Source organism: Vibrio chagasii (assembly GCF_002954585.1).
GTDB classification, from domain to species: domain Bacteria; phylum Pseudomonadota; class Gammaproteobacteria; order Enterobacterales; family Vibrionaceae; genus Vibrio; species Vibrio chagasii_A.
Map to the genome: position 1 here is coordinate 1,202,652 of NZ_MSCI01000001.1, position 22,452 is coordinate 1,225,103.

19 protein-coding genes are annotated in these 22,452 nt (G+C 44.7%); 8 read left to right on the plus strand and 11 right to left on the minus strand.

Going from position 1 to position 22,452, the window contains the following annotated elements:
• Nucleotides 1–174 precede the first annotated feature (174 nt).
• Together BTO10_RS05645 and lamB are read right to left on the minus strand one after the other, a co-directional pair.
• Nucleotides 175–1,002 (minus strand): MalM family protein, encoded by an 828-nt coding sequence (locus tag BTO10_RS05645; RefSeq protein ID WP_105023871.1) that lies wholly within the window; start codon nt 1,000–1,002, stop codon nt 175–177.
• Nucleotides 1,003–1,168: 166 nt separating this feature from the next.
• Nucleotides 1,169–2,407 carry a maltoporin LamB gene (gene lamB / locus BTO10_RS05650; protein WP_164880372.1) on the minus strand — a complete coding sequence of 413 codons (1,239 nt, stop codon included), beginning with the start codon at nt 2,405–2,407 and terminating at the stop codon, nt 1,169–1,171.
• Between the two features lie 433 nt (nt 2,408–2,840).
• On the opposite strand from lamB, the gene glgX reads away from it, so the two are divergent.
• From glgX to BTO10_RS05665, 3 genes are all read left to right on the plus strand, one after another.
• Nucleotides 2,841–4,820 carry a glycogen debranching protein GlgX gene (gene glgX / locus BTO10_RS05655; RefSeq protein WP_105023873.1) on the plus strand — a complete coding sequence of 660 codons (1,980 nt, stop codon included), beginning with the start codon at nt 2,841–2,843 and terminating at the stop codon, nt 4,818–4,820.
• A 241-nt stretch (nt 4,821–5,061) separates the two neighbouring features.
• Entirely contained in the window at nt 5,062–6,804 is a 1,743-nt protein-coding gene (locus BTO10_RS05660; RefSeq protein WP_105023874.1) for a sensor domain-containing diguanylate cyclase, read from the plus strand.
• A gap of 142 nt (nt 6,805–6,946) precedes the next feature.
• Nucleotides 6,947–7,675 carry a tRNA (adenine(22)-N(1))-methyltransferase gene (locus BTO10_RS05665; protein ID WP_105023875.1) on the plus strand — a complete coding sequence of 243 codons (729 nt, stop codon included), beginning with the start codon at nt 6,947–6,949 and terminating at the stop codon, nt 7,673–7,675.
• Between the two features lie 104 nt (nt 7,676–7,779).
• Here the strand turns inward: BTO10_RS05665 and BTO10_RS05670 are convergent, their stop codons facing one another.
• Nucleotides 7,780–8,724 carry an acyltransferase gene (locus BTO10_RS05670; protein ID WP_004740406.1) on the minus strand — a complete coding sequence of 315 codons (945 nt, stop codon included), beginning with the start codon at nt 8,722–8,724 and terminating at the stop codon, nt 7,780–7,782.
• A gap of 331 nt (nt 8,725–9,055) precedes the next feature.
• On the opposite strand from BTO10_RS05670, the gene BTO10_RS05675 reads away from it, so the two are divergent.
• The 3 genes from BTO10_RS05675 (at nt 9,056) to BTO10_RS05685 (ending at nt 11,469) form a co-directional block, all read left to right on the plus strand.
• Nucleotides 9,056–9,856, plus strand: a complete 801-nt coding sequence (locus BTO10_RS05675; RefSeq protein ID WP_105023876.1) for a ferredoxin--NADP reductase — start codon at nt 9,056–9,058, stop codon at nt 9,854–9,856.
• A 62-nt stretch (nt 9,857–9,918) separates the two neighbouring features.
• The gene (locus tag BTO10_RS05680) at nt 9,919–10,251 is read left to right on the plus strand and encodes a DUF1971 domain-containing protein (RefSeq protein ID WP_004740404.1); all 333 of its coding nucleotides are present in this window, start codon (nt 9,919–9,921) and stop codon (nt 10,249–10,251) included.
• Nucleotides 10,252–10,473: 222 nt separating this feature from the next.
• Complete coding sequence (locus tag BTO10_RS05685) at nt 10,474–11,469, plus strand: 2-hydroxyacid dehydrogenase (protein ID WP_105023877.1); 996 nt, start codon at nt 10,474–10,476, stop codon at nt 11,467–11,469.
• A gap of 93 nt (nt 11,470–11,562) precedes the next feature.
• Here the strand turns inward: BTO10_RS05685 and BTO10_RS05690 are convergent, their stop codons facing one another.
• The 8 genes from BTO10_RS05690 to ltnD all read right to left on the minus strand — a co-directional run bounded on the left by BTO10_RS05690 (nt 11,563) and on the right by ltnD (nt 20,770).
• Entirely contained in the window at nt 11,563–12,435 is an 873-nt protein-coding gene (locus BTO10_RS05690) for a patatin-like phospholipase family protein (RefSeq protein WP_105023878.1), read from the minus strand.
• A 207-nt stretch (nt 12,436–12,642) separates the two neighbouring features.
• A complete protein-coding gene (locus tag BTO10_RS05695) occupies nt 12,643–14,094 on the minus strand; it encodes a catalase (RefSeq protein WP_105023879.1) in 1,452 nt (483 codons plus the stop codon).
• Between the two features lie 200 nt (nt 14,095–14,294).
• Nucleotides 14,295–15,464 (minus strand): glycerate kinase, encoded by a 1,170-nt coding sequence (locus BTO10_RS05700; RefSeq protein ID WP_105023880.1) that lies wholly within the window; start codon nt 15,462–15,464, stop codon nt 14,295–14,297.
• Nucleotides 15,465–15,544: 80 nt separating this feature from the next.
• Nucleotides 15,545–16,999 carry a GntP family permease gene (locus BTO10_RS05705; RefSeq protein ID WP_105023881.1) on the minus strand — a complete coding sequence of 485 codons (1,455 nt, stop codon included), beginning with the start codon at nt 16,997–16,999 and terminating at the stop codon, nt 15,545–15,547.
• A gap of 145 nt (nt 17,000–17,144) precedes the next feature.
• The gene (gene otnI / locus BTO10_RS05710; protein WP_105023882.1) at nt 17,145–17,921 is read right to left on the minus strand and encodes a 2-oxo-tetronate isomerase; all 777 of its coding nucleotides are present in this window, start codon (nt 17,919–17,921) and stop codon (nt 17,145–17,147) included.
• Complete coding sequence (gene otnC, locus BTO10_RS05715; RefSeq protein ID WP_174269919.1) at nt 17,921–18,568, minus strand: 3-oxo-tetronate 4-phosphate decarboxylase; 648 nt, start codon at nt 18,566–18,568, stop codon at nt 17,921–17,923. The genes otnI and otnC overlap by 1 nt, the downstream gene beginning before the upstream one ends.
• A gap of 11 nt (nt 18,569–18,579) precedes the next feature.
• Nucleotides 18,580–19,836, minus strand: coding sequence for a 3-oxo-tetronate kinase (gene otnK, locus BTO10_RS05720; RefSeq protein WP_105023883.1), 1,257 nt, complete (start codon nt 19,834–19,836; stop codon nt 18,580–18,582).
• Nucleotides 19,837–19,861: 25 nt separating this feature from the next.
• A complete protein-coding gene (gene ltnD / locus BTO10_RS05725) occupies nt 19,862–20,770 on the minus strand; it encodes an L-threonate dehydrogenase (RefSeq protein WP_004740395.1) in 909 nt (302 codons plus the stop codon).
• A 280-nt stretch (nt 20,771–21,050) separates the two neighbouring features.
• Here ltnD and BTO10_RS05730 point away from each other — a divergent pair, with 280 nt between their 5' ends.
• Both BTO10_RS05730 and BTO10_RS05735 read left to right on the plus strand, forming a co-directional pair.
• Nucleotides 21,051–21,809 (plus strand): DeoR/GlpR family DNA-binding transcription regulator, encoded by a 759-nt coding sequence (locus BTO10_RS05730; RefSeq protein ID WP_105023884.1) that lies wholly within the window; start codon nt 21,051–21,053, stop codon nt 21,807–21,809.
• A 177-nt stretch (nt 21,810–21,986) separates the two neighbouring features.
• Nucleotides 21,987–22,448, plus strand: coding sequence for a hypothetical protein (locus BTO10_RS05735; RefSeq protein WP_105023885.1), 462 nt, complete (start codon nt 21,987–21,989; stop codon nt 22,446–22,448).
• The last annotated feature ends 4 nt before the right edge of the window (nt 22,449–22,452 follow it).

Sequence of the window (22,452 nt, forward strand, 5' to 3'; positions counted from 1 at the left end):
ACTAAGCTCTGTATTTAATGAGATCTGCTGTTCATGAGATTCGATAGCATTCATAAAATCGCTTGTTTCGAGCTAATTGATTTCAACCAATGTGAATATTTCATTTATAGCTGGCAATAAAAAAGGACCCTATTAGGGTCCCTTCTCTTAAATCAGACTTTGCAATTGTATCAGTTACTTTTTATTAACTGCTTTTACAAAGACTTCTTGTGCGCCTTCAATGCCCAGTGCTTTCGCTTCGTCTAATAGACCCAAAGCTTTTGGAATATTGTCAGCTTCGACAGCGGCTTTGATCGCATTATGGTAGTAAGTTTGTGTCTCTGGTTGAATTGTTTCAACCTTCGCGGCTGCCGCTGGCTTAGCGTTAGATTCACTGCTTGAACCGAACGAGAAGAAACCAACTCGATCAATAGCGACTTCGATTTTACCAACGTTTGAGTTTGGAACTGGAATATCTTCTACTTCTGGTAAGTAGTTACCACGGCCTTCCGCGTCTAAACGAGCAGGGTGAATAACATCAGTAAAACCATCAAGGTCTTCTTGCTCTGTGTAGATAACTAAGTAAACAGACTCAGCGGTTGTCGGAGGGTAAAAATCGTTTTCTGCGACAAGGCGGTTGCCCAAATGCAGCCTAGGCTTCGCATATTCGAAGCTATCTTTACCGTAACGCTCTAACTCACGACCATTTTTATCATAAATAACCGCATTAGGAACAAACGCGGTGTCGCCGATCATACTTGTGATCTTAATAGAGTATTCACCACGATCCGCTGGTAGCTCTATCGCTACTACAGGGCTGTTTATATCCTGATAGTTCAAAATTTGGCTGTCTGGTGTTACATCGAAAATTGCCGAGCTTGGAAGCTTCATCGGGGCAAATTGAAGACCAGCAAGAGAGTTAACTTGTTCAGCTTGTGCCACTTGCACTTGCTCTACAACTTGTGCAGATTGACAACCGGCCAACGCAACACAGCCACTCAACATTAGAGCTTTAAAATACATAACTCTTCCTTCTTGTTATTTTTTTTAAGAAATTTACTAACTTTAATTACCACAAAGAAAACTATTCACCTAGGGAACGATCCACTTAATCGTACATTCCTTAAAAAAATAGCCGACGCGAGCCGGCTATGAATTAGGACAGTTTAGGATTGGTTAAGCTAAGTGTTTACCACCAAGCTTCAGCTTGGATACCGAATACATATTCTGTATCGTCGCCGTTGAATGCATCTTTGTTTTCAGTATCTAGGATGTAAGAGCCGTAAACGCGGATTTCAGGACGAGCCCAGAAGCTGTCACCCATAGCCCAAGCTTGAGCTACTGTGAATTTAGCGTTACCGAAGTCTTCTTTCGCTAGACCACCGTCAGCAATGCGCTCACCAGCGTTGTAGCCAGCTTCAAATACTGTACGCATTGTGTCGTTCCACTTGTACATTGGACGAACTACAGCAGAGTACTGGTCGATGTCAAAAGTTTTGCCTGTCGCTTTATTAGAGTCGTCACCGTCGCCACCAATTTGACCACCGATATCGCTACCTGCTAGGTAGGCTAGTTGGTGACCCATTTCCCAAGATTCGCCAAGGTTCATTACACCCCAGTTAATTAGACGGAAACCAGATGCTTCGTTGAATGCTTCAGTACCACGTGCGTAGTAAGAACCAGAACCCCAGAAGTTTGCAGCTTGTACGCCGTAACCGTTAGTACCGTACTGAAGTACTGTTTGGTGGAAACCGTTGCTTGTTCCTTGATGTACAATTGCAGAAGCTAGTAGGCCGTCGTCAGCAGACTCGCTTGCGTTATCTGAATCAGTTGCGAAGTTGTACGCTAGTGCTAATTCTAGAGATGCATCTTGCCATAGGCCGATGTTCGCTAGACGAGCATCAAAGATGTAGCCAGTTGAATCATCAGTCGCGCCATCTTGGATTAATGCAACAGATAGTTTTTGGTCACCGATTGAGATGTTTTCAACACCACCACCAGTACCAGATGTGTTTAGGAAGTAGAAGTCAGTGATATGGATATCTTTACGTTGGTAGTATGTTTTACCAGCCCAAAGAGTCGCTTCTTGGTCGAAAGATAGAACACCTTTCGCTTTAACTGCGAACTGAGCAACGTTAAAATCAGAATCTTCCCAACCATTTGCGCCTGGAGCACCAGAAGCAATCATTGACTCAACGCGCCAAGTTTGCTCACCAGTTTTGAGTTCTTCAGCCAAACCAAACTCAGAGTAGTTGTCATTTTCGTTACCTAGACGACCAATACCGTTTTTGTTAACTGAGATATCACCATTACCGTTGCCGCTGATACCAGTACCAGCACGCATGTAACCATTAAAGTCAACAGCGAACGCAGAGCCAGCAGCTAGCGTAGTCGCCACTGCAGCAGCAATCAAACTTACTTTTTTCATTCTTAACTCCATTAAGGACGATTTATTTTAGGTTTTTATATTTTGCTCTCTTGCGGCAACCAAAGGCAGTTATGGTAGTCGTAAGATAGAGAGGTTTAGGGTTTCCCCTGATTCGTTTCAACGGGGTCAATATTAAGAGGGGATGACAAGTTTGACTTCCTCCACCCCCAACTAAATTAAGGGGGACTAGAGGGGAGTAGAAAATATACAGAATGGCGTTTTAAAGAGGTAGATCACTTAATCTAGGAGGAGTAGACAGCACGAAGATCTAATTATTCAGCATAAGTGAGATCTACTTCAAATATATAATTTGAACTTCATCGATCAATTATTTTTTTAACCGTAATTAATCTGTGAAGATGCTTGACCTTACTGTGACAAAGCCTTTTACTAATAGTTCACTGATGTTGATAAACGAACAAGAAATCAAGCAATGACTAGAACGCTCGATCGCCCTTATCCGCTAGGCGCAACGCTAGGTAACACTGGCTGCAACTTCTCTATTTATTCTCCTGACTGTAAATCTCTCTCACTCGCTCTTTTTGATGAGAACGATGAATTCACAACTTATAAATTGGACAATGAATACGCTGATATTCGATATGTATTTATCGAAGGTATTAAGGCGGGGCAAAAATACGGTTTTATTGCAGAAACAGATAATGGGCCAATATTACTTTCTGACCCTTATGCGAAAGCAATAAGCGAGCCGCTCCACTACGCCACACCTTATAGCAATGAGAAAAGCTTTGCGATGGCAAAGTGTGTCGTTGTTGATGATGCCTTCGATTGGCAAGACGTCGAAAAACCACGCATTAGCCGTGAAGAGACGGTTCTATTTGAAACGCATGTTAAAGGTCTATCTCAACTTCACCCCGAAGTAGCTAGTAATACTAAAGGCCGTTATCTGGGGTTAGTGAGCCCAGAGATGCTTGCATTCTATAAGCAACAAAACATCAACTCTCTACAGCTTTTACCCATTGCGGCCTGCATGCACGAACCACACCTGCTTGATATGGGTAAAGTGAACTATTGGGGCTACAACCCTTATTTGTTCATGGTGCCAGACCCTCGCTATGCAGAAAAAGACGCCGTCACAGAACTCAAAACGGCTATTCGTGAGCTGCACCGCAATGGTATCGAGGTGATCTTAGATGTGGTGTATAACCACACAGCAGAAGGTGGCGAAGGCGGAACAACCTTCAACTTAAAAGCATTGGATAGCCGCACGTATATTAAACACGGCTGTCATTACGCAAACTTCACCGGTTGTGGAAATACAGTAGACCTCACCCACCAGCCAGCACTCAACCTAGTTATGGACACGCTTCGTTACTGGGTAAGTGAATTCCAAGTCGATGGCTTCCGTTTTGACTTGGCAGCCACATTGGGACGCGAAGGAGACAACTACAACCCTGAGGCGGCTTTCTTTAAAGCGGTAGCTCAAGATCCAGTGCTTAAAGAGACCAAATTAATTGCAGAACCGTGGGATATCGGCCCTAATGGCTACCAAGTGGGTAACTTTCCGTTTGGTTGGAACGAATGTAACGACAAACTGAGAGACATTACACGTAGCTTCTGGCGCGGCGATCAAGGCTACCTTAAAGAGTTTGCAACGCGCCTTATGGGCTCTCGCGATATCTACAGTGCGGCGCACTGGCCATACAAACTCACCGTAAACTACATCACTTACCATGATGGCTTCACCATGCAAGACCTTGTCTCGTACAAACATAAGCACAATGAAGAAAATGGAGAAAGTAACCGTGATGGACATGGTGACAACCGCTCTGAAAACTACGGAGTGGAGGGTGAAACCGAAAACCTGTTGGTTATCGCGACTCGTGAAAAGCAGAAACGCAACTTCATGGCGAGCCTGCTGTTTGCTTTCGGTATTCCACACATTCTGACAGCAGACGTGTTATCCCATACTCAAAAAGGTAACAATAACGCTTACTGCCAAGATAGTGAGACGAGTTGGCTGAGCTGGGAAGATTCTGAGCGCAAGACCTACTTCAAAACTTGGCTATCTGAGATGATCGCCGCACGACAGCAATACATGGTGCCTTTTATCAAGGCATTCAGTGGCGAGAAACGTAACTCTAACCGTATCTTCTGGAGCCGTGTTGATGGCACGCTGATGGAGCATGATGATTGGAACCGCTTAAGTTCAGTGGCACTGCATCTTGGTATAGGTAAAGATGGCGACGAACTGATTTACCTCATCAACCAAACCAATGCACCAGCACGTTTCAGCTTACCCAGTGATCGTGAACAAAACTGGGTGACGATATGTGATACCAACCTGAGAAATGTAAAACCAGGTCACGCTGAAGGGGAAATGTTGTTATCTCCAACATCGATGGCTATTTTGCACTACTCACCAAACAAAACAGGGTTAAGTGAAGGTTAAGCTCACTCAATAAAAAAGCAAAATCCATAAGATCCAGTTATGTTTTTAACTGGCTTTTTTGTTAGCTGAATATCACAAAACTCATTCTTTTATATGGAATCATTTGCATTGATGTGATTAATAAAACTGTTTAGTATGGCCGTACTATAAAAATGAATCTATTACGTCTTTGGATATCATGGCTTTACCTAAAACACTTATTCGGCTTTTTAAACCATACACAATCTTATTAACCGGAGGAATGCTTTACCTCGCAGCAGCTCAATTAGAAAAAGTAGAGACCGCAGCAACCAACCAATCAGCATCAAACATTCGCATCGCAAGCGCGACTATTCGTTCCAACATCGAGGCCGTATTCGGCAAACTCTATTTCTTAGAAACTAGCCTAGGCTTACCCAATACTACCGACTTTAGCGACCAAAAATTTCGTGAACTCAGCGATAATATTCTAAAAAGAACACCAAACTTCTCCGATATCATCCGATACCAACCTAACTCCCAGCATTACGTCTCCACCCGTGGCCTTCCTCTTTCTAATGAGCAAATTGCCACAATACAATGGCATTCAATAGACGGTGTTGTTGAAGATTTCTACATCTCTTCCGTTTACCAGAAAGCAGATGGTCGATGGGTTTTCGCGGTTAAACACACAGCAGAAAAGCTCAACGAAGAAATCTGGATTGAGTTTGATTTACTGCACACCACACAAGGCTTAAGAGATTTAAAAACGCTAAATAATGGCTATGTATTTGTTGTAGATAAAGCAACTGAACGGCTCGTTTTCCATCCAGATCCAAAACGAATTGGCTCAAAGTCGATTAGCTATCATGCAGGAATTAGCCACCAGCTTTCACAGGGGCAATTGGCCGGAAAGCATGAGTACTACTATCAAGATAACTTCAAAATATCGGTATTTGATGCAGACAACAGCTTGAACTGGGTGTTTATTGCGGGCACCGATCGTCATGACATCTTAACCAGCTCACATCAATTTACGTTAACAGGCGTTGTACTTGGCTCGCTCCTTCTACTGTGGATTGGTGCCAACTACCTGGCTTATCGTTTAAATGTCTCTTTATCTCAGCTCAATAAAGTAGAAGACCTTGCGAGCTTTAAACGCAAACTGAAGTCTATTTTGGATAACTTTACCTACCATAAAGGTATTCAGTTCTGCCTATACCAACCAGAGAACCACTCATTCAGTACGCTTGATTATCATGGGAACAAATCAACTGTGCATTGTGACAAAGCGCTCTCAGAACGTTTTGTCGCAAATGCTATGGTTTATCGAAACGGTAAAGACGCTGATCCACTCGCCCGTAAACTCAAAATAACCCAGCGCCACTATTGCCTCCCTTTATACTCACGTCAGCAGTTAATTGCGGTGTTATATGTGAATGCGAACTTGCCTATTAGCCAGAATATCTTGCGCATGATCAGAGATTACACGGAAGTCTCACTGTCCAACTTACTGCTTCAGCACCAGTTGAGTAGCAAAGACCTGATGACGCAACTGGACAATAAGAGCAGCTTCAATCTTGCATTGGAAAACTACGCCAACCAATCAGAAACCTATATCGCTCTGCTCGATATCGATAATTTTGATCACTTAAACCGCGCTTATGGTGAAGCCGTGGGTGACAAGATGATCAAGCTAACAGCTGAGGCATTGCGCTCGTACTTTCCGAAGCCTAAAGGGCTGTGCCTTGCTCGTGTTGGAGGCAAAGAGTTCGCGGTATTATTCAAAGCAAACGACGCTAACGACGCCAAGTTCCAACTAGACCAGTGCCGAATCGGCGTAGCAGAGAAAGCGATTGTGACCCCAGACATCAGCCTCTCTTTAGGCGTAAGTATCGGTTTTTCTCAAATAGAGGGCGAGCCAGATACAGCCCTAGCACTTGCGGAGCAAGCAAAGCTTATCGCTCAACAACTTGGAAAAAATCGAGTTGAAGGCCACATCAGGGCAGTTGCAAAGGCTTCGTAAGTTGCCCTAGCAAATCCCTTACTCGGATACCGATGAAAACAAAGCACCTAGGGTTCACGCTCTCGGTGCTTTTGTTTTTATAGAAAGTCATTACAATGCGCGTTCAACACGACAACCTCACTTTTCCAACGATACGGACCTTATGAAGCTAAGTAACCGACTGCAAACTCTCCACTCCCTTGTCAATAATGACTACCAACACATTTGGGACTGTTGCTGTGATCATGGCTTCTTGGGTGTTCAACTGTTGGCGGATAACAAAGCCCCCCACATTCACTTTGTCGATATTGTTCCGTCCCTAATGAGCGAGCTAGAAAGCAAACTGGTGCGTTACTTTCCACAAAGCGAGATGACACGACAAAAAGTCACTAGCCAATGGCAAGTCTATTGCACGGATGTCTCTGCAATCCCATTGGAAAAACACACGGGAAAGCACCTGGTCATCATTGCAGGAGTCGGTGGCGATCTAACACAGAAGCTTGTGGACGATATTCACCGCCAGCATCCAGACAAAACGATCGACTTCTTACTCTGCCCGGTTCATCAGCAGTTTGAGCTAAGAAGCCACTTAAAATCGCTCAAGTTCGGCCTGATTGATGAGGTGTTGATTGAGGAGAATCGCCGCTACTACGAGATTCTGTTGGTCAGCAATAACCGAGGTGAAAGAGTAGATACTTCGACAGTAAGCGAGATTTCAAACGTCGGTGACAAGATCTGGACTCCAAACAACGATGAGCAGATTAAGGTATCTCAGCAGTACAAAGCTAAAACACTGCAGCACTACTTGCGTATCCATCAAGGGCAGGAGAAACAAGGTAAACCTAGCCAAGTGAAGCATATTATTGATGCCTACCAATCGGTTCAGCCATAGTAAATACTCACTTGATTGTTGAAGGTTAAGAAAGTCGAATCAATAAAAAAGCCGATAGTTCAATGAGCTATCGGCTTTTTTAATACTATTGGTTCAGTTTGAGCTTACTGCTCTTGTTTCTTATAAAGCTTATCAGCCTCATCAACTGTCTCTACCTCAGAAGGCTTATCAACCCCATAGACCGTATCAAGATAAGCATCTTTCTCTTTCCAAGTGTTGTTTAACCAGCTATGGAAGCGACGTTTAAATGCTTTATCTTCGAAGTAGTTACCATTCACGTTCTCATCCATTGGATGCAATTTAATGCGCACAACGACCTTAGTCATCTTGCCTTTCAGCATATCTTCAAACGGAGAGGTTTGGTTTTCAGGGTAAGCTAAAGTCACATCCACGATGCCATCCAAAATTGGCCCCATTGCAGATAAGGCAAAAGCCACACCACCCGTCTTCGGCTTCAGTAAGTGACGGTAAGGGGTTTTCGCTGACGCAAGTTTCTCGTGGTTTGCACGAGTCCCTTCAACAAAGTTAACCAATGTTGTCGGTGCTAATTTGAACTTGGTACACGCTTTATTGATTGCATTGAAGTCATCATTACGGCGTTCAGGGTTACGTAATAGAAACTCACGAGAGTGGCGTCTCATGAATGGCATATCTAAGCCCCAGCATGCCAAGCCAACAAATGGTACGTACAGCAATTCGTGTTTCAAGAAGTACTTCGTCATCGGCATTTTGTCTTTTAAGATCGAAGACAAAATCACAATATCTGCCCAGCTTAAGTGGTTAGACATCATCAAATACCACTGCTTGGTCGAAATATCTTCCCCCCCTTCCACTTGCCATTCGATGTCGTTGTTGGCGTTCAACATCCACAAATTAAGAGAAGCCCAACACCAGAATGCGAAGTTAGCTAAGCGAGTGCATGATTTTTGAATGACAGAGATTGGCAAAATAAGTTTGATTAGGGCAAACAGGCTCACAGCCAATGCGGTGAATGCAGTATTAATGGTCACGAACAATACGTTCAAGGCCATACGAAGATTATCAAGCATAAAACACAATTATATTGAGAACGAAAGCCGCCATTATACGCATCTATAAATTATTCTCTTCAGTAATTGGTTGAATATCCTAGGGGTCAAACCACTCAACCTATTTCAACGATATTCAACTTGCTAAAGCCTATTAAAAAGAAATCAAAACACACCACAGTGTCATTTGGACACAATTTCAACACTGTCTTTTTGACAACATTTGATCCAACAATCACCCTTAAAGCCAGCATTGATAAGCATTCTCATTATTGGCATGGTACATGCAACTCTAAAGTGTAAATAGTTGAGTATCCTTAATGAGATAACTTCTCTTCTTAAAGGTGATGATATGACAGATATTCCTCATGGTTTAGTCACAGGTAAAGTCCTAAACAAGACAGAATGGACAGATCAATTGTTCTCACTCCAAGTCAGTGCGCCTGTCTCTTCTTATCAGGCAGGTCAGTTTACTAAGCTTGGTTTGCTCAATAACGAAGGTGAGTTTGTGAGACGCGCTTATTCCATGGTGAATGCACCAGAGCATGAGCAAGGCCATCAGCATCTAGAGTTTTTGATTATTAAGGATCAGAACGGTCAGCTCTCGCCTCAACTTCACGAATTGCAAGCAGGCGATGAAATCTTTGTCGGGAAAGACCCAAGTGGTTTTATGACATTAGATGAGATCCCAGAGATCGCCGAAGATCTATGGATGCTTTCAACCGGAACCGCGGTAGGCCCGTTTATCTCAATGCTTGAGAGCATGCAGATACAACAAAATGAGTTGGCTTCAGACAAAGCCTCTTCATTCAAAAATCTGGTTCTGGTGCATGCCGTCAGAACAGAGCAAGACCTGACTTATCGAGATCGTATCACTCAACTCGTTGATCACTTTCAAGGGAGACTTAAATATGTGCCAATTATTTCTAGAGAATCAGTTACCGGAACTTTGCGCGGACGAATCCCAAGTTTGTTACTTGGAGGCGACCTCGAGCAAGCCGCGTCTGTCACTTTCAATCAAACCTGCAGTTTCTTCTACCTTTGCGGCAATCCGCAAATGGTTCGTGACACAAGTGATGCGCTAACAAGTTTAGGTTTCGAGAAGCATCTACGCCGAAAGCCTGGTCAATTCAGCAGTGAAAATTACTGGTAAAGATAGGCCACCTAAAACACCGAAGTATCAACTTCAAAGAACAGTTAAATAAGAGGTTTTATATGAGTCATTTACGTATTCCTTCTCACTGGAAAATTCAACGTTCAACACCGTTTTTCACTAAGGACAACATCCCAGCAGCATTGCTCAATCATCACAATACGGCTGAAGGCGTGTTTGGTCAGATCTGCGTAATGGAAGGCACCGTCACTTTCTATGGCTTTGCCGATGCAGAAGCGACAGAACCAGAAACCGTTATCACTATTGAAGCAGGGCAATTTGCCACAAGCCCACCTCAATATTGGCACCGAGTAGAACTGAGTGACGACGCGCAATTCAACATTAACTTCTGGTCAGAAAAAGAGACCAAGAAAATGTTCAATACTCGAAAGTAAGATCGACTCTGCATTGATGAACTTATAAGCAAGCTACATCGTAGTATGATTTTTGATGTTCAGTAAATAACAACAAGAGACCAAATAACCATAGTAATTACAATGACTAATGGTGATAGACAAGACAAAAAAACTCTAGCACACTGAACGGAGTTGTTAGTTTTTACCCCTTATCAAATAAACATAATTGGGGTAGTCATTTTTTAGGTAAGAGAGGAAGCCATGCTCAACATTGCTTTTTTTAGCTCAAAATCATACGACGAAAAGTCATTCAACCTTGCGAAAGGCGAACTCAACGCTGAGTTTCATTTCCATGATTTTCGCCTCACCACAACCACTGCGAAAATGGCGCACGACAATGAAGTGGTTTGTGCGTTTGTAAACGACGACCTATCGCGAGAAGTGCTAGAGATTCTTGCACAAGGCGGTACAAAACTAATTGCAATGCGCTGTGCTGGCTTTGACAAGGTCGACCTAGACGCAGCCAAAGAGCTTGGCTTACAAGTGGTGCGCGTTCCTGCTTATTCACCAGAGTCAGTGGCAGAGCACACTGTCGGCATGATGATGTGTTTGAACCGTAAACTTCACAAGGCATACCAACGCACTCGTGATGCAAACTTCTCTCTAGAAGGCTTGGTTGGCTTTAACTTCTACGGCAAAACTGTGGGTGTGATTGGTTCCGGTAAAATAGGCCTAGCGACCATGCGTATTCTGAAAGGCTTGGGCATGAACATCCTATGTTACGACCCATATCCAAACCCACTAGCCGTTGAGCTAGGCGCTAAATATGTAGAGCTAGACGAACTTTACAAAGAGTCGGATGTGATTTCTCTACACTGCCCAATGAGTAAAGAGAACTACCACCTATTGGACGCGACTGCGTTTGAGAAGATGAAAGACGGCGTGATGATCGTCAACACCAGCCGTGGTGAACTACTGGATTCCACAGCGGCTATCGAAGCGCTTAAACAGAGTAAGATTGGCGCGCTTGGCCTTGATGTGTATGACAACGAGAAAGAGCTGTTCTTCCAAGACAAATCGAATGACGTAATTGTTGATGACGTGTTCCGCCGTCTATCGGCTTGTCACAACGTGCTATTCACAGGTCACCAAGCTTTCTTAACCAAAGATGCTCTGTTCAATATCGCGAACACAACCCTAACCAGTGTTGATGCTTTCTTTGCAGGCAACACCAGCGGCAACGAACTCGTCGAATAACGGACTGAGTTAAAAACAAACTAGCTCTACAAATACAAAGCCACGCAGGTTCTTAAGAATAGCGTGGCTTTTTGGTTTATCTCAGTATCAAAACTAGATGCAGAAGTGGCAGTCCTCGATATCTAAACCATAGGTCCCTTTGCGAATCGCCAAGTGTTCTTCCCCTGCTTTCAGGCCCATCTCATAACCTGCATCCAATATCGCTTTATCCATAGTGAGTCGCTTAACCGCGAACGCCTCAGGTGGCGCTATCACCTTAATGGTCGCATCTTCAGGCGGATTACGAATGAACTCCAAAGATTGGTTGTAGTTTTCAGCACGCACCGCCATCGATTCTGCAATGTTGGGGAATTTCTTTAACAGCTTTTTCAGCATCCATTGATACTTCTGCGGCTTCATTCGGTAGCTCAGTGGATGGGAAAGAATCACAGTAATCTCTCGCGCACCACGGCGATAAGCTTCACGAACTGGGATTGAATCCGCGACCCCACCATCGGTATAACAACCACCAGAGAAACACGGTGTTTCACGATAAGCGATAGGTAAAGCCGTTGTTGCCTCAACCACGTTCGAGAGATTTTCTGGCTTGATATGATAGTAATCACCACTGCCTGTGTCGACGTTAGTCACCGCAGCAATCAGTGGAATGCTTGAAAATAGCTCTCCACAATCCAGTGGGTAACGTTGGTTTGATTCATTCCATAACCACTTCACATCAACCAAGTTGCCACCTTTAGCGAAGCGAGCTGGATTAAAGAACGTTTTATCGGTCGCCATCGTGGTAATCACACTGTAGCTACGTTTTGGCGCCTGAGATAAGTAACCAACCAAATTAGACACACCCGCAGATACACCAATCGCAAAATCATAAGGACGAAAATCCTCTTGCATAAAGGCGTCTAATACTCCGGCTGCAAAGATGCCTCTCATTGCCCCACCCTCAACGATTAATGCACTTTTACTCATCTCAAACTCTACTACTTTATAAACTGATAGCTGTAGGATAATCCCACCTAAATCATAAAGATAATGGGCATAATTTATTACTTCGATAGGAAAAAACTATTGTTAGGTAACTGTCTAAGATTCAATAATTTACTTAGACCAATGATCTAAAAAGGCCATTGAGTGATTAACTCAACGGCCTTCAATTTAATGAATTAAGCGAATCGATTACGACTTAAATTCACTCACATCGATTTCAAGCAACTTACCAATGCCTTCGCCGTATGCTGGGTCTGCTTTGTAACAGTGTCTTAGGTGACGCAGCTGAATCTCTTTAGGCACGCCGCCTAAGTTACGTGCTGTGTTATCGAATAGGATTGCTTGTTGTTCTGCACTCATTAAGCGGAACAAATCACCCGGTTGTGAGAAGTAATCTTCATCTTCACGGTGATCCCAATGCGCTGCCGCACCATCAAGGTTCAATGCTGGTTCGGCAAAATCTGGTTGTTCTGCCCATTGGCCTTCATTGTTTGGCTCATAACCTAGCGTACTGCCAAAGTTACCATCGACACGCATCGCACCGTCACGGTGGTAGCTGTGGACTGGACAACGAGGTGCATTCACTGGAATATGCTGATGGTTCACACCTAAACGGTAGCGCTGCGCATCACCGTAAGCAAACAAGCGACCTTGTAGCATTCTGTCTGGAGAGAAGCTAATACCTGGAACCACGTTTGCAGGGTTGAATGCTGACTGCTCAACTTCAGCGAAGAAGTTCTCAGGGTTACGGTTAAGCTCTAGCTCACCCACTTCAATTAATGGGTAGTCTGCATGTGGCCAGATCTTAGTAAGATCGAATGGGTTGTAAGGTACTTTCGCTGCGTCCGCTTCTGGCATCACTTGAACTTTAAGTGTCCATTTTGGGAAGTCTTGGTTATCGATACTTTCTAGCAGATCACGTTGATGACTTTCACGATCTTCGCCGATCAGCTTCGCTGCTTCAGCATCCGACAAGTTCTTAATACCTTGCTGAGATTTGAAGTGGAATTTAACCCAGAAACGCTCATTATCGCTGTTAATAAAGCTGAATGTGTGGCTACCAAAACCATGCATGTGGCGGTAAGTCGCAGGGATACCACGATCACTCATTACGATAGTGATTTGGTGAAGTGCTTCAGGCAGAGAGGTCCAGAAATCCCAGTTGTTCTTCGCGCTACGCATGTTCGTGCGTGGATCGCGTTTCACCGCGTGGTTTAGGTCTGGGAATTTAAGAGGATCGCGTAAGAAGAACACTGGCGTGTTGTTGCCTACCATGTCCCAGTTACCTTCTTCAGTATAGAATTTCAATGCAAAACCACGGATATCACGCTCTGCGTCAGCCGCGCCACGCTCGCCCGCTACGGTCGTAAAACGTGCAAACAAGTCGGTTTTCTTGCCCACTTCAGAGAACAGTTTTGCCTTGGTGTATTTGGTAATATCGTGGGTCACGGTAAATGTACCGTAAGCACCTGAGCCTTTTGCGTGCATGCGACGCTCTGGAATCACTTCACGATCAAAGTGAGCCAATTTCTCTAAAAACCAAACATCTTGTAGAAGCTGTGGGCCACGTTTGCCCGCCGTTTGAACATTCTGGTTATGAGCAACAGGACAACCCGCAGCTGTAGTTAGTTTTTTACTCATGGTCTATTCCTTAAGGTAAAAGATATCGCATCGTTGCCATATCTTCGATTTAAGTGGATTCAATACTTTAAAAACCACTAAAATAATATGGGTAAAGAATAGACCTGAGTGGCCGGAAAATATAATCGTTTATATTTATCGTTGCTATCTATAAAACCTATCGAACGACTGAGTTAACTAGGCACCTGTATAACAATACTTTATTTCAGAATCGCATGACCTAATTTCAGCGTTGATGCAATATTTCTTGCTGTTCTGGTTAGGTTCAATTCGGCTTCTTGCAGCACTTGTTCAAGAGGCTGGGGAGAACGTACGGTTCCGAATAGACTGGTCATTTCACCATACAAAGCCTCAACTTGAGTTCCCAAAGAGCCTGCTATCCCAATCGCAGGAATACCTTGTAAACTCGCTCGTTTAGCTATCCCATAAGGTGTTTTTCCTTGTAGAGTTTGATTGTCCATCTGCCCTTCCCCCGTAATCACAAGGTCGGCACCGTTCAATATCTCATCGGCTTGTAATACATCAAGCACCATCTCAATGCCCGGTTTAATCTGCATGTTGAATAGCACACTCAACCCCATCGGTGTGCCACCAGCCGCACCATAACCGGTACGTTCATAAACCGACTGTTCCCCTTTAACACAGCCTTGTGACTCAGAAACTTGAGCAAAGTGAGCGAGGGCATTATCAAGCATTGAGGCTTGTTCTGGGGTTGCACCCTTTTGTGGGCCGAAGATATGGCTGGCACCCTTATCACCACACAATGGATTATCAACATCACATGCGACAATCAATTCGATATCCGTGCAGCGCGAATCTATGTCAGCTAAATCAATAGAAGCTAACTCCGATAACGCGGCACCACCTCGGCTGATCTCTTGTCCTTCACTATTGAGCAACTTACCCCCTAACGCCTGAACAATCCCCGCACCGCCATCGTTGGTTGCACTGCCGCCCAAGCCTAGAATGATCATTTGAGCGCCCTGCTGCATCGCTTCTAAAATGAGCTGACCTGTACCGTATGAAGAAGCCACCAGCGGATCACGCTGCTCTGGCGTTAGTAAATCTAAACCGGACGCCGCCGCAATCTCAATCAGTGCCGTTTTTTTCGAGATTCGTGTAGATGGCTCAAGCATCGCCCATTCTGCGTTTACAAGTTCACCCAACGGCCCTTCAACCTGCGTTACTCGCTTTTTCCCTGCTAAGCCTTGCAGCAAAACATCCACCGTGCCCTCACCACCATCAGCCAGAGGCAAGGTCACGTAATCCGCGTCGGGGAAAACTTCACGAAAGCCTTTTTCAATGCATTCCGCCACAGAACCAGCGTCTAATGACTCTTTGAATGAGTCTGGTGCGATAACTATTTTCATAATTCGTAGATCCAATAAGCCCCTATGAGTGATCGATAAACCAATCAAACGATAGGGGCAGTATAACCAGAGATGCAGTATTAGCTTGCTGCTGCAGCTTTTACTTGTGACTTCTCTTTAGATTTTAACCACACCATAATCGCGCCAAGTACAGCAATTGGTACTAATGGGTCGATCATCGTGCCGCCCTTACCAAACACCAAGTTCAAAATCATGATGATAGATGCACCAATTGCCCAAGCAATCGTTGATGAAACTGACCAAATCTTGATTTGATCGGTCAACTCAGTGATACCCAAAGTTCGGTTAATGATATGGAAGTAAGAGTCATTTAGGTGTGAGAAGCCAACAGGGCCAACCGCACATGCTAATGCAACGAATACCGGGTCAAGGCCAAGTGTTTCAACCAATGGTAGTGTCATCGTTGCTGCTACCATCATTGATGCCGTTGCTGAACCTTGAATTAGACGAAGCATAGAAGCAATCGTTAGTGGTACCAATAATGGTGGAATACCGCTGCTTGCGATAGCATCAGCAACCTGTGGACCAGCACCTGATGCTTTAAGAACTGCACCCATAGCACCACCACAACCAGTTACAACAAGGATTAGGCCCGTTGTAGAAAGTGCGTCGTCCATTGAACCCACCATGTCTTTGCGTTCAATTTTCACCGTTAGGCCATAAAGCGCCATCAGCACACCAATACCCACTGCAACTACAGGGTTACCTAGCAGTGACAAAACAGTATGCAGCGCAGTATCACCTTTACCTACTAACGTGTTAATTAAGATAAGCGCAATAGGAATCAGAATTGGACCGAAAGATAAGAAGTTGCTAGGAAGCTCTTTGTCATCTGTCGCTTCTACTTTTTCTAGGTTCGCCCAATCGGCTTGGTTAGTAATCCAAGTTTCACCATTTGGCACACGGTAGTACTCGTTGCCAACACGACGAATATAGATCATCGACAATAGCATCATAGGGATTGAAACCATTAAGCCCCACAACATGTATTGACCAAGGTCGACACCAAGAATTCCTGCAACAGCAACCGGACCAGGTGTAGGTGGCACAAGAGCGTGAGTGATAAGGAGACCAAGTGCTAATGTAACACCAAGACCAACAGCAGACTTACCAGTGTCACGTGAAATTGCGCGAACAAGAGAATGCAAAATAACGTACGCAGAATCACAGAAGACTGGAATCGCCACTAGCACACCAGTAAAGCCAAGCGCTATATCCTCTCGACCCTTGCCACATAGCTTAACGAAGGTTTTCGCCATACGAACCGCCGCACCAGATCGTTCAAAACACGCGCCCATAATTACGCCAAAAGCGATAATTAGACCGATACCGCCAAGCACGCCGCCAAAGCCTGCTTTAATTGCATCAATCAGTTCAGTTGGTGCCATTCCTGCAAATAGCCCCATGATAATGCTTGACATAACCATTGCGAGTGCTACTGGAATACGCGTTTTAATGATCATTCCCATCATGGCAATAATACCAATCACAATGCCTATCAATGCTCCGTCCATTTTTAATTTCCTTTTGTTTCTTATTTTGTAGGGAAGTTCTGTGGGCAGTTCGATCTACCCACAGTACTTTCTATGCAAGCGATTTATTCGTTGTTAAATCGTCGAGTTGTTTGTTTTTTAATCGACTCTTGGTTGAGTTGCCTGATTAGAGATAAGACTTGACCCAACCGAGACCTTGTTCTGTTGTCTCTCTTGGGTTGTACTCACAGCCAATCCACCCTTGGTAACCAGAGTCATCCAAAACAGTGAAAAGGTGTGGGTAATTCAGTTCACCTTCCGACGGTTCATGTCGTTCAGGTACTGATGCGATTTGGATATGCCCTGTGTAAGGCGCGACATCGCGAACCAATGTGCTTAAGTCGCCATCCATAATTTGTGCGTGGTATAGATCGAGCTGCAATTTCACGTTTGGACGGTCCACTTGCTTGATAAGCTCTACAGCTTCACGTTGATGTGCAACAAAGTAGTTCGGCACATCGCGACTGTTGAGAGGCTCTATCATCAGCTCGATGCTCTGCTCTGCAAATTTGTCAGCTGCGTAGCGGATGTTCGAGATGAAGGTATCAACGTGCTGTTCACGCGTGAAACGCGCATCAACAATGCCAGACATGGCGTGAACCTTTTTACAGTTCAGTGCGTTGGCATACATCAGTGTAGTTTCAACGCTCGCTTTAAACTCTTCCTCACGACCTGGGATAGCTGCAAAGCCACGCTCACCCGCATCCCAATCGCCCGGAGGCATATTGAACAGTGCTTGTTCAAAACCAAACTGCGCCATCTTATTTGCGAGTTCTTGAACTTCAAATGGGTATGGGAAAAGGTATTCCACCGCTTTGAAGCCCGCTTGATGCGCTTCCTCGAAACGCTCTAGAAACGGTACTTCTGTGAATAGCATGGTCAGGTTTGCTGCGAACTTAGCCATTATTTACCTCTCCCTTTTAGGTCTTGAACCTCAGCATCCGTTAGGTAGCGGACGTTGCTGTCTTTAAGAATGAACGCCAGTTTTGCTGTCTCTTCCAGCTCTTCGGCGTTGTCTACTGCATCTTCAAAATCTGTACCTGTGATTACTGGGCCATGGTTCGCCAGCAAGAAGGCACGGTAATCCCCTGCTCGCTGCGCAAGCTCTTCGGCAATTTGCGGATCGCCCGGGCGTAGATAAGGAATCACTGGTAGCTCACCAATACGCATCACAAAGTAAGGCGTAAAGGCTTTAATCGCGTTCTCGCGATCTAAACCGTCTAGGCAAGAAAGCGCTGTCAGGTAAGTCGAGTGCAGGTGCACAATCGCATTGCATTCAGGATTATTGCGATAAATCGCTAGGTGAAATGCTGCTTCCTTCGATGGCTTCTTACCAGAGATATGGTTGCCATCAATGTCCACTACCGAAAGTTCCTCAGCAACCAAGCGACCAAACGATGAGCCCGTTGGCGTTGCCAGAAAGTGACCATTTGGCAGTTTCAAAGAAAGGTTGCCTGCTCCGCCCGTCGCATAGCCACGTTCAAACATAGAACGCGCCATTGTGACCATTTGCTCTCGCAGTTGTTGTTCTGTCATTGTTTCTTTACTCATCACAGCCTCACTTATGCAAAGAACGACTGCGCTTTGACAAAGAAGTTTTCATCGCCGAAGTTGCCAGATTTCAGAGCAAGAGAAAGCTCGCCTTCTACTGATTTCACCCAAGGCACACCCGGTGCGATTTGAGGACCGATATGGAAGCCTTTCACCGCGAGGCTTTGAGTCACAACGCCAGAGGTTTCACCACCAGCAACAATGAAGTTTTTCACGCCGTGCTGTTGAAGTTTGATGGCTAGCTGACTAAAGAATTGCTCTACTGCGTGGCTCGATGCCTGCGCGCCAAATTCTTGTTGAATGGCTTTTAGAGCCGTTGCATCCGCGGTTGCGTAAACCAGTGGCGCAAACTCACTTTCAATGTTTGTCATCACCCAATCAAACACTTGGTTTGAGTAGGCTTCGTCCGTCAGGCACGCCTTCACATCAATCGCGAAATGCGGCGCTTTTTCTTTGTAAACCGCAACCTGCTGGTTCGTCATTACTGAACAAGAGCCAGAGAACAAGACCGTCGGCGCTTTTACAGGATTACCCGCTTGCTTCGCATCGCTTTGGTCTTCTAGGTGTTCAACCCAGTTCTTCGCAATGCCTGCCGCCAGACCTGAGCCGCCAGTCACCAATTTTAGAGATTTCGCTGCTTGGCCAAGAGTGACAAGGTGCTCTGCATTAAATGCATCAACCACAGCGTAGCGATTACCTTGTGCTTTTAGCTGTTCAAAACGCTCAGAGACCGCTTGTGAGCCTTGGTCAATCACTTTGAAATTCACTAAGCCTGACGTGCCTTGTGATTGGGCATCCATCATACGAACAAGGCTTGAATCCGTCATTGGTGTCACTGGGTGGTTACGCATGCCTGAATCGCTCAGCAAGTCTTGGAATACAAACAGGTGGCCGTTGTAAACCGTGCGACCATTCACTGGTAATGCAGGACATACCATAGTGAACTCTTCACCTAGCTCAGCAAGCAGTGCATCCGTTACAGGCCCAATGTTGCCCTCTGCTGTGCTGTCGAACGTTGAGCAGTACTTGAAGTAAAACTGCTGACAGCCATTTGTTTGCAGCCACTTAAGCGCTGCGACTGAATCGTTGATTGCTTCGTCCACAGGACAAGAGCGAGATTTAAGACTGATCACAACCGCATCTGCATTTACATCAATCTCTTCTTTTGGAATACCATTAAGCTGAACTGTGCGCATGCCGTTTTCTACTAGGAAACCAGCAATGTCGGTTGCGCCAGTAAAGTCGTCTGCGATAACGCCTAATAACATAATTTCTTCTCCGATTTACTTGCGCTTATTTCTGTTTGCTTTCTACACTTGGAAGCTCGATGCCACCAAAGATCTTGATAACAGCGCTATCATCTTCCTGACCAAAGCCGGCGTTGCTTGCACTTACAAACATGTTGAGTGCTGCACTTGATAGAGGAAGTGGGAATTTCAGATCTTTCGCAGTGTCCGATACGAGATTTAGATCTTTCACAAAGATGTCGACCATAGATTTTGGTGAGTAGTCACCATCAACCACATGCTTCATACGGTTCTCAAACATCCAAGAATTACCTGCTGCATTGGTCACCACGTCGTACATCAGATCAAGAGGGATATTTGCACGTGCAGCTAATGCCATTGCTTCAGCACCTGCTGCGATATGAACGCCCGCTAGCAATTGGTGGATGATTTTGACCGTAGCGCCAAGACCAACCGCTTCGCCGATGTTGTAAACCTTAGCGGCCGTTGCGTTCAGTACCGGTTCAAGTGCATCAAACGTTTTTTGCGAACCAGATGCCATAATGGTCATCTCACCCGCTTCCGCTTTCAATGCGCCACCAGAAACCGGAGCATCTAGCATGACGAGATTGTGCTCAGCCAGCTTCGCTTCAATTTGTTTTGCATCTTCAGCTGAGATGGTCGCTGAAACCATAACTGGCGTGTTTGCCTTGAGCGCCGCAGCAAGACCTGTTTTGAACAGGACTGTATTAACTTGCGCTGCGTTCACAACCAGAACAAGAACCGAATCTAGCTTGTCTGCGAACTCAACTGCATTAGTAGAAACCGCTTTCGCACCAAATGAACCCAGCTCTTCAAGAGCTTGTGGGTTTAGGTCGAAACCGTATACATCAAGGCCAGCACGCACACATGACTTTGCAGCACCCATGCCCATCGAACCCAAACCAATAACACCGACAGATTGAACTTCACTCATAACAACAATGCCTTCTTGGAAAATATGTAAGTAGTTTTTGTTAATTCTTGTTTATGTTTGTGATTATATGTGAAGGTGGTATTTTCTACTTAGTGATAAGTCACATTTTTAACAAAATTTAACACACGGACGCCGATTTAACCCTTTTTAGGCATAGAATCTAGACTCAAAACACTAAATCACATAAGTATGTTCGCATTTGGAACACAAGTTCACAGATATTCACAAATCCTGTGAAGATTGGTAGGATGCGATAAAACAAAGATATAGAAGAAAAAACATGATTCCAGCTGAACGCCAACGCACGATTTTATCGCTGCTTTCACACCAAGAAGTGATCAGTATCACTGAATTAACAGAGCATCTCGATGTTTCACATATGACAATACGCCGAGATATCGTGAAGCTTGAGTCATCAGGTAAGGTGATATCTGTGTCAGGAGGGGTTCAACTGGCGCAAGCGCTTCACAGTGAGCTTTCACACGATGCAAAAGCTGAGCAACAAGCGCTTGAGAAAGCACAGATAGGTAAGGTAGCGGCTAGCTTGATTTCACCGGAAGCAACCATTTACTTAGATGCGGGAACAACGTCGCTCGAAATCGCTCATCAATTAGCAGGTCGAGACGATCTGTTAATCATCACAAATGATTTTTCAATCGCGGCTTATTTAATGAATCACACCCGTTGTGAAATCTACCATACAGGTGGCAAAGTCGATCGTGACAACCAATCCAGTGTGGGAGGGAAAGTTGCAGAGTTTCTCAACGGCGTAAACATCGATGTGGCCTTCATCTCTTCATCATCTTGGAACCTAAAAGGGCTATCCACCCCTAATGAGAATAAAGTTTCGGTCAAACAGGCCATCGTGCGCGCTGCACAAACTAACTACTTAATATCTGATTCAACCAAGTATGGTCGAGTAGCAAGCTTTCACGCACTCGATCTAGAGGAACTCAACGGAATTATTACCGATAGCAACCTATCCGCGAGCGTAATCGAAGAGTTAAAAGATAAAGGTATTGAAATTATTAACTCCTAGTGCCTCCCTATATCAATCCAGGCTCAAAAATTAACATTTAGAGCCTGAATACAGTTCACTCAAAGTATTTATTAATCCACTCGATAAAAATAATTCTTACAATTAAGTCCCTTTATTCGTTAATAATATTGTTACTCAACGGCATAATAGTCACGAATCCATTCAATGAGTTAGGTTATGTTCTGCAAGCGCCTTTTGGCATTAGTTTTACCCATTTCTGTTGTTTTTTCTGGACACGCTGAAACCTTTGGTGAACAAATAGAGCGCATCGAACAAGAAAACGCACTCGCGAAAACCATGAGCGAAACACAAGCTGAGTTAATACAGAAAGTCGTTCAAACTAATCACTGCGCTAAAGTAGCATTGGTTCATCACCAACGAATTCTAGGTCAATACAAGAATCCAACCTCTTCTTCAGAGCTATTCGTTAAATGGCGAGAACAGGGCAAGCAACTGGACAGTGAATATGAGGCCGAGTATCCCGGTTACCCTAAACACGTATTCCAAGAATACCCAGCCGCTTCAAGCAAGGTTGATGGTTACCTATTCGCCCTAATTGACAATGGCTTGAATGAAAAATCATGGGTCGCCAAAGAGTTCAAACAGTGTAAAAACAACAAGCTGATTTCAAGAGCCTAATTCA

Excerpts from the sequence above, each read along its gene's own strand:
- BTO10_RS05670 (WP_004740406.1), bottom strand. The coding sequence starts at position 8,724 with ATGCTTGATAATCTTCGTATGGCCTTGAACGTATTGTTCGTGACCATT.
- BTO10_RS05705 (WP_105023881.1), bottom strand. The coding sequence starts at position 16,999 with ATGGACGGAGCATTGATAGGCATTGTGATTGGTATTATTGCCATGATG.
- BTO10_RS05665 (WP_105023875.1), top strand. The coding sequence starts at position 6,947 with ATGAAGCTAAGTAACCGACTGCAAACTCTCCACTCCCTTGTCAATAAT.
- BTO10_RS05680 (WP_004740404.1), top strand. The coding sequence starts at position 9,919 with ATGAGTCATTTACGTATTCCTTCTCACTGGAAAATTCAACGTTCAACA.
- otnC (WP_174269919.1), bottom strand. The coding sequence starts at position 18,568 with ATGAGTAAAGAAACAATGACAGAACAACAACTGCGAGAGCAAATGGTC.
- BTO10_RS05675 (WP_105023876.1), top strand. The coding sequence starts at position 9,056 with ATGACAGATATTCCTCATGGTTTAGTCACAGGTAAAGTCCTAAACAAG.
- glgX (WP_105023873.1), top strand. The coding sequence starts at position 2,841 with ATGACTAGAACGCTCGATCGCCCTTATCCGCTAGGCGCAACGCTAGGT.
- otnI (WP_105023882.1), bottom strand. The coding sequence starts at position 17,921 with ATGGCTAAGTTCGCAGCAAACCTGACCATGCTATTCACAGAAGTACCG.
- lamB (WP_164880372.1), bottom strand. The coding sequence starts at position 2,407 with ATGAAAAAAGTAAGTTTGATTGCTGCTGCAGTGGCGACTACGCTAGCT.
- otnK (WP_105023883.1), bottom strand. The coding sequence starts at position 19,836 with ATGTTATTAGGCGTTATCGCAGACGACTTTACTGGCGCAACCGACATT.
- ltnD (WP_004740395.1), bottom strand. The coding sequence starts at position 20,770 with ATGAGTGAAGTTCAATCTGTCGGTGTTATTGGTTTGGGTTCGATGGGC.
- BTO10_RS05660 (WP_105023874.1), top strand. The coding sequence starts at position 5,062 with ATGCTTTACCTCGCAGCAGCTCAATTAGAAAAAGTAGAGACCGCAGCA.
- BTO10_RS05685 (WP_105023877.1), top strand. The coding sequence starts at position 10,474 with ATGCTCAACATTGCTTTTTTTAGCTCAAAATCATACGACGAAAAGTCA.
- BTO10_RS05645 (WP_105023871.1), bottom strand. The coding sequence starts at position 1,002 with ATGTATTTTAAAGCTCTAATGTTGAGTGGCTGTGTTGCGTTGGCCGGT.
- BTO10_RS05690 (WP_105023878.1), bottom strand. The coding sequence starts at position 12,435 with ATGAGTAAAAGTGCATTAATCGTTGAGGGTGGGGCAATGAGAGGCATC.
- BTO10_RS05695 (WP_105023879.1), bottom strand. The coding sequence starts at position 14,094 with ATGAGTAAAAAACTAACTACAGCTGCGGGTTGTCCTGTTGCTCATAAC.
- BTO10_RS05735 (WP_105023885.1), top strand. The coding sequence starts at position 21,987 with ATGTTCTGCAAGCGCCTTTTGGCATTAGTTTTACCCATTTCTGTTGTT.
- BTO10_RS05730 (WP_105023884.1), top strand. The coding sequence starts at position 21,051 with ATGATTCCAGCTGAACGCCAACGCACGATTTTATCGCTGCTTTCACAC.
- BTO10_RS05700 (WP_105023880.1), bottom strand. The coding sequence starts at position 15,464 with ATGAAAATAGTTATCGCACCAGACTCATTCAAAGAGTCATTAGACGCT.